The sequence below is a fragment of the Clostridium sp. genome, from assembly GCF_051656525.1.
Lineage (GTDB): Bacteria > Bacillota > Clostridia > Clostridiales > Clostridiaceae > Clostridium.
On record NZ_JBOGCC010000318.1, the window covers coordinates 1 to 6,030 of the forward strand.

General features: G+C 31.4%; 6 protein-coding genes. All 6 read left to right on the forward strand.

Features of this window, described 5'->3' with window-relative positions; genetic code table 11:
- The first annotated feature begins 30 nt into the window (after positions 1–30).
- Positions 31–1,206, forward strand: coding sequence for a toxic anion resistance protein (locus ACRDDY_RS15970; RefSeq protein ID WP_438565931.1), 1,176 nt, complete (start codon positions 31–33; stop codon positions 1,204–1,206).
- A gap of 20 nt (positions 1,207–1,226) precedes the next feature.
- The gene (locus tag ACRDDY_RS15975) at positions 1,227–1,847 is read left to right on the forward strand and encodes a TerD family protein (RefSeq protein WP_438565932.1); all 621 of its coding nucleotides are present in this window, start codon (positions 1,227–1,229) and stop codon (positions 1,845–1,847) included.
- A gap of 14 nt (positions 1,848–1,861) precedes the next feature.
- Positions 1,862–2,440, forward strand: a complete 579-nt coding sequence (locus tag ACRDDY_RS15980; RefSeq protein WP_438565933.1) for a TerD family protein — start codon at positions 1,862–1,864, stop codon at positions 2,438–2,440.
- 36 nt (positions 2,441–2,476) lie between these two features.
- Positions 2,477–3,106 carry a TerD family protein gene (locus tag ACRDDY_RS15985; protein ID WP_438565934.1) on the forward strand — a complete coding sequence of 210 codons (630 nt, stop codon included), beginning with the start codon at positions 2,477–2,479 and terminating at the stop codon, positions 3,104–3,106.
- A gap of 15 nt (positions 3,107–3,121) precedes the next feature.
- Positions 3,122–5,734, forward strand: coding sequence for a calcium-translocating P-type ATPase, PMCA-type (locus ACRDDY_RS15990; protein WP_438565935.1), 2,613 nt, complete (start codon positions 3,122–3,124; stop codon positions 5,732–5,734).
- A gap of 103 nt (positions 5,735–5,837) precedes the next feature.
- Positions 5,838–5,972, forward strand: a complete 135-nt coding sequence (locus ACRDDY_RS15995; RefSeq protein ID WP_438565936.1) for a hypothetical protein — start codon at positions 5,838–5,840, stop codon at positions 5,970–5,972.
- The last annotated feature ends 58 nt before the right edge of the window (positions 5,973–6,030 follow it).

Consider the following 6,030-nt stretch of genomic DNA (forward strand, 5'->3'; position numbering starts at 1 on the left):
TCAAGACTTTTAAGTAAATAGGGGGAAACTATGGTGAATGACAATAATATGGGCAATTCTATGCAACAAGGATATGGACAAACTCAAATGATGAATAATGATTTTAGCATGGGCAATGACATGAATATGAATATGAATAATGGGCAAATGCAAGGAATGGATATGGGTGATATTACAGCCTATAAACAAATTCTTAGAAATTCCACAGAAGTTCAAAGACTTACAGGAGAAGTAGAAGTTCAAAATCCAAATTCTATAATAATGTTTGGACAAGGTGCAAGTGAAAATATTTCAAAAATTTCAGATGAATTATTAAATTCTATGAAATCAGTAAAAGCAGAAGAAGCAGGAGAAATGCTTGTAAACTTAACTAAAATAATGGATAAGTTTGATATAAAAGAAATTGAGAATACTGAAAAGCCTTCTATGTTTTCAAAGTTTATGAAGAATGTAGGAAATAGTGTAGCTAAGCTATTCCAAAAATATGACAGAATGGGAATTGAAGTTGAAAAAATATATGTATTATTAAAGAAATATGAAACTGATATAAAGCAATCGAATGCTCATCTTAAAAAGCTATATGATGGGAATATTCAGTACTATCAATTACTAGAAAAATATATAGTTGCAGGAGAGATAGCTTTAGAAGAGATTGATATGTATATAGGTCAAATTGGAAATGATATGAGTATAAATGAAGAGCAAAGACATATGATGATTCAAAAGCTTGAAATAAGTAAAGAGATGTTATCTCAAAGAGTATATGACTTACAAATAGCTGAAAATGTAGCAATTCAAGCAGCTCCAATGATACAGACAATTCAAATGTCAAACTTTAATTTAATGAGAAAAATAAATTCATCATTTATAGTAACACTTCCAATATTTAAGCAATGTTTAGCACAAGCAGTAATATTGAAAAGACAAGAAATTCAAGCAAAATCAATAAAGCAACTTGATGATAAAACAAATGAACTTATTATGAGAAATGCAGCAAATACAGCAAGACAATCTGTTGAAATAGCAAAAATGGCATCAGGAAGTTCTGTTGCAATTAGTACTTTAGAGAAATCATATGAAACAATTATGAAAGGAATAGAAGATACAAAAGCTATTCAAGAGCAAAATAGAAATGAGAGAATGGAAAATTCTAAGAGACTTGAAGTAATTAAGCATGATATGAAAAAAAATATATCAAATATATAAGTTAAAGGGAGGAGTATAAAATGGGAATTAATTTAGGTGGATTTATGGGTGGAGGAACTAGTACAACAGGTAATACAGGATCATTAAATTTAAAGAAAAATGATGTTTTAAACTTAACTAAAAGAGAGCCAGGACTAGAAGAGGTTATATTAGGAGCAGGATGGGATGTAGCACAAAATGGACAAGATTTTGATTTAGATATAGCAGCATTTTTATTAAATGGAAATGGAAGAGTTCAGCATATACCAGAGGATGTAATTTTCTTTAACAATATGAAAGGGCCTGGAATAGAACTTTTAGGAGACAATAGAACAGGAGCAGGTGAAGGTGATGATGAAAGAATTCAAATGAATTTAAGAAAATTACCTCCATATGTAGAAAAAATAGTTTTTGTTGTTACAATTCATGAAGCACAAACAAAGAGACAAACTTTTGGAATGGTTGAAAACTCATTTGTAAGACTTTTAAATGCAAAAAGTAATGAGAAAGAAATTTGTATATTTAATTTAAAAGAAAATAGCTCAACATCAACATCAGTAGTATTTGCAGAACTTTATAAAGTATCAGGAGAATGGCAGTTTAAAGCAATTGGAGAAGGGAAAATAGCAGACTTAAATGGAATTTTAAGTTTATATATGTAGGGGGGAAAGAGAGAATGAACGTATTAAACCTTAAAAAGAATGATATCTTAAATTTAACAAAAGAGGACCCAACACTAAATAAAATAATGCTTGGAGCAGGATGGGATGTAGCAGAAAAAAGAGGTTTCCTTGGATTCACTAAAAACTATGACTTAGATTTATGCGCATACTTATTAGATTCAAATGAGAAACTAATAAGCAATGGAATAATTTATTTTGGACATCAAAATGGTGTAGGAATAAAACTTCATGGAGATAACTTAACAGGAGAAGGAGAAGGTGATGATGAAAAAATCACAGTTGAATTAAATAGACTTCCAAGAGCTTGTGAAAAAGTTATATTTGCAGTAGTTATATACTCAGCAGCTTCAAGAAAACAAAGTTTTAAAGAAGTAAAAAATGCATATGTAAGACTTTTAAATGAAGATAGAGGAAGCATGGAGATTTGTAGATATAACCTTTCAGATGATGGAGGAGACAACACAGCAATACTTTTTGCAGAACTTTCAAAAAGCGGATCATCGTGGAACTTTAAAGCACGAGGAGAGCTTTTAAAAGGAAGCATAGACTCAATATCTAAAATGTATAAGTAAAATTAAGAATTAAGAGAGAGATAGGAGTGAAGAGGAATGGGAATTAATTTAGGGACTGGATTTGAGAACTTAGGTGGAAATAATATTAATAGTGCACCTATGGGAGTTTCTTTAAACTTACAAAAGAATGATATTTTAGATTTAACAAAGAGAAATCCAGGGTTAACAAAGGTGAGGCTTGGAGCAGGTTGGGACATAGCACAGAATGGGCAAGATTTTGATTTAGACATAGCGGCATTTTTATTAGATAGAAATAATAAATTTAACGTTGTATCAAATGTTATATTCTTCAATAATAAAAATGGTCAAGGAATAACTTTAAATGGAGATAACAGAACAGGTGCTGGAGATGGTGATGATGAAACTATGGATATAGATTTATCACAAATAAGCCCTGAAATAATGAAAATAGTATTTGTAGTTACAATAAGTATGGCTATGGAAAAAAGACAAACATTTGGAATGGTAAACAACTCATATGTAAGACTTTTAGACACTGCAAATGGAGAAAAAGAATTATGTAAATTTAACTTAAAAGAAGATAGCTCAACAGCAACATCAGTAATATTTGCAGAACTTATAAGAGATTCTTCAGAATGGCAGTTTAAAGCTGTAGGAGAAGGGAAAGTTGCTGATTTGAATGGAATACTTGGGTTGTTTAATTAAGTAGGAGGTTTTGGTATGAAGGGTCTTAGTAATGATGAGGTGAAGAGGAGCAGGGAGCTGAGTGGTGATAATGTTATTCACGAGGCTGAGCCTGAGACTTTTTTTGATAAGTTTAAGGCGGCATTTGATGATCCTATGATTAAGCTACTTTTAGGAATAGCTGTTATTATGGGGATTATGTCTTTTATGGGCTACGCAGAGATTGGTGAGATTGTGGGGATTGTTATTTCAGTTCTTTTAGTTACTGTTATTTCTGCAAAGACAGAGGTTGCATCTGATAATGAGTATAGAAAGCTTAAGGAGAATGCTTCTAAGGATGTTTGTAAGGTTTATAGAAATAATGAAGCTATTGAAGTGGAGATTGATGACTTAGTTGTTGGAGATTTAGTTATTCTTCAATCAGGGGATAAGATTCCTGCTGATGGTAGTTTAATTAAGGGTGATATAAAGGTTGATAATTCATCTCTTAATGGAGAGTCTGAAGAGTGTAAGAAGACTCCATTATCTAGTGGTGCAGAGGAAGTTGCTGCAACAGCTGAATTTAAGCTAACTGGTGATGTTTTTGTTGATGCCTCCTCACTTTTCAGAGGTGCTGTTACTGTTGGTGGTAGTGGTGTTATGAGAGTTGAGCGAGTTGGCATGAAGACTGTTATGGGGACTATGGCAGAGGACATGGCTGATGATGATGTAGAAAGTCCATTAAAAGTTAAGCTTACTGAGCTTGCAGAAAAGATATCTAAGTTTGGATATATTGGTGCAGTAGTTATTGGACTAGCTATAATGGTTCAAAATGTTATGGGAGCAGAGAGTATATCTGCTTATATGGCACTAGGTGGAATGGCTATATTTAAACAACTTTTAGATGCATTAATGGTTGCAGTAGTTATTGTTGTTATGGCAGTTCCAGAAGGATTACCTCTTATGATTGCAATAGTTTTAATGAGAAATACATCAAAAATGCTACAAAAGAATGTACTTGTAAGAAAGCCAATTGGAATAGAAACAGCAGGTTCATTAAATATTTTATTCTCAGATAAAACAGGAACAATAACAAAAGGACAACTTGAAGTTGTAGAGTTTTTTGATGGAGAAATTAAAAATTCTTATAAGGACAGTTTTAAGATAAAAGAACTTATGGGAATGTGTATTGGGAAAAATACAGCAGCTATGTTTGATGGTAGTGGAAGTGTTATTGGTGGAAATGCTACTGATAAGGCATTATTAAACTACTTAACAAAAACAGAGATGGAAAAATATGAAGACGTAAATATCGTAAATATTCAAGCCTTTAATTCAGCTAATAAGTATTCAGCATCAGAGCTTGAAGGAAAAACAGTATATAAGGGAGCACCTGAAAGGTTACTTTCTAAGGCTACTAAATATGTTGATGGAAATGGAAATATAAAGGTTCTAGATAAAAATAAGATAAATGCAAAGATTGATGAGCTTGCAAGTAAGGAAATGAGAGTATTATCTTTTGCTTATAGTGAAAAACCTTTAGTTGAAGATACACTTCCAGATGATTTAGTAATTGTAGGATTTGTAGGAATTAGAGATGATGTAAGACCTGAGGCAAGAGAAGCTATAAAAGATGTTCAAAATGCAGGTATCCAAGTTGTTATGATAACTGGTGATAGAAAAGAGACTGCCTTTGCAATAGCAAAAGATTGTGGGCTAATAACTTCAAGTAATCATATTGCATTAACATCAGAAGAGTTAAATAATATGAGTGATGATGAAATCAAAAAGATTTTACCAAATCTTAGAGTTATAGCAAGAGCTCTTCCAACAGATAAATCAAGAATGGTTAAGATTTCACAGGAGTTAAATTTAGTTTGTGGAATGACTGGAGATGGAGTAAATGATGCACCAGCACTTAAAAGGGCAGATGTAGGATTTGCAATGGGATCTGGAACAGATTTAGCAAAGGAAGTTGGAGATATAGTAATTTTAGATGATAACTTTAAATCTATCCAAAGTGCAATACTTTATGGAAGAACAATTTATAATAACATTTTAAAATTTATAAAATTCCAATTAACAATAAATGTTGCAGCAGTTGCAGTATGTGCAATAGCACCATTCTTTGGATTGCCACAGCCTTTAGAAATAACACATATCCTTTGGATAAACCTTGTTATGGATGGACTTGGAGCATTAGCACTTGGTTCAGAACCAGCACTTAATAAATATATGAATGAAAAGCCAAAATCAAGAACTCAAAGTATTGTTTCAAAAGAAATGATGAAGCAAGTTTTAATTGCAGGTACTTGGGTGACAATATTAAGTTTTGCATTCCTAATGATGCCATTTTTCAAAAATATGTTTACTACAGAAGGAGAGCATTTAACAGCTTACTTCTCAATGTTTGTACTTGCAGCAGTATTTAATGGATTCAATGTAAGAAGTGGAAGTGCTAATATATTTGAAAATATAGGAGAGAATCCAGGATTCATAAAAGTTATGGGAATAATCGTAATAGTACAAGTTGTATTAACATTTGTAGGTGGAAGCATATTTAGCTGTACACCAATAGAGCCAATCCATTGGTTAATAGTAATAGGACTTGCAGTAACAATAATCCCAATAGACATGATAAGAAAAGGAATATTCAAAACAGAATATTAGAACAATAAAAGCTTTAGATAAATTTTTTATCTAGAGCTTTTTCTTGAGTGTAAAAAATATGAGTGTATAGTAGAGATAAATAAATTAGAAGTAGGTATCAAATATGAAAAATTTAGATGAAAGAAAACTAGAGTTTTTTAAAGCACTAAATAGATTAGATGAAGGATTAAAAAAAGATATATCTGATGATATAATTATTGATGGAATAATACAAAGATATGAATTTACATTTGAATAAGCATGGAAAGTTATGAAGTTATATTTAGAAGATCAAGGGATTTTAGATGAAGCATTAG

Excerpts from the sequence above, each read along its gene's own strand:
- ACRDDY_RS15985 (WP_438565934.1), top strand. The coding sequence starts at position 2,477 with ATGGGAATTAATTTAGGGACTGGATTTGAGAACTTAGGTGGAAATAAT.
- ACRDDY_RS15995 (WP_438565936.1), top strand. The coding sequence starts at position 5,838 with ATGAAAAATTTAGATGAAAGAAAACTAGAGTTTTTTAAAGCACTAAAT.
- ACRDDY_RS15980 (WP_438565933.1), top strand. The coding sequence starts at position 1,862 with ATGAACGTATTAAACCTTAAAAAGAATGATATCTTAAATTTAACAAAA.
- ACRDDY_RS15990 (WP_438565935.1), top strand. The coding sequence starts at position 3,122 with ATGAAGGGTCTTAGTAATGATGAGGTGAAGAGGAGCAGGGAGCTGAGT.
- ACRDDY_RS15975 (WP_438565932.1), top strand. The coding sequence starts at position 1,227 with ATGGGAATTAATTTAGGTGGATTTATGGGTGGAGGAACTAGTACAACA.
- ACRDDY_RS15970 (WP_438565931.1), top strand. The coding sequence starts at position 31 with ATGGTGAATGACAATAATATGGGCAATTCTATGCAACAAGGATATGGA.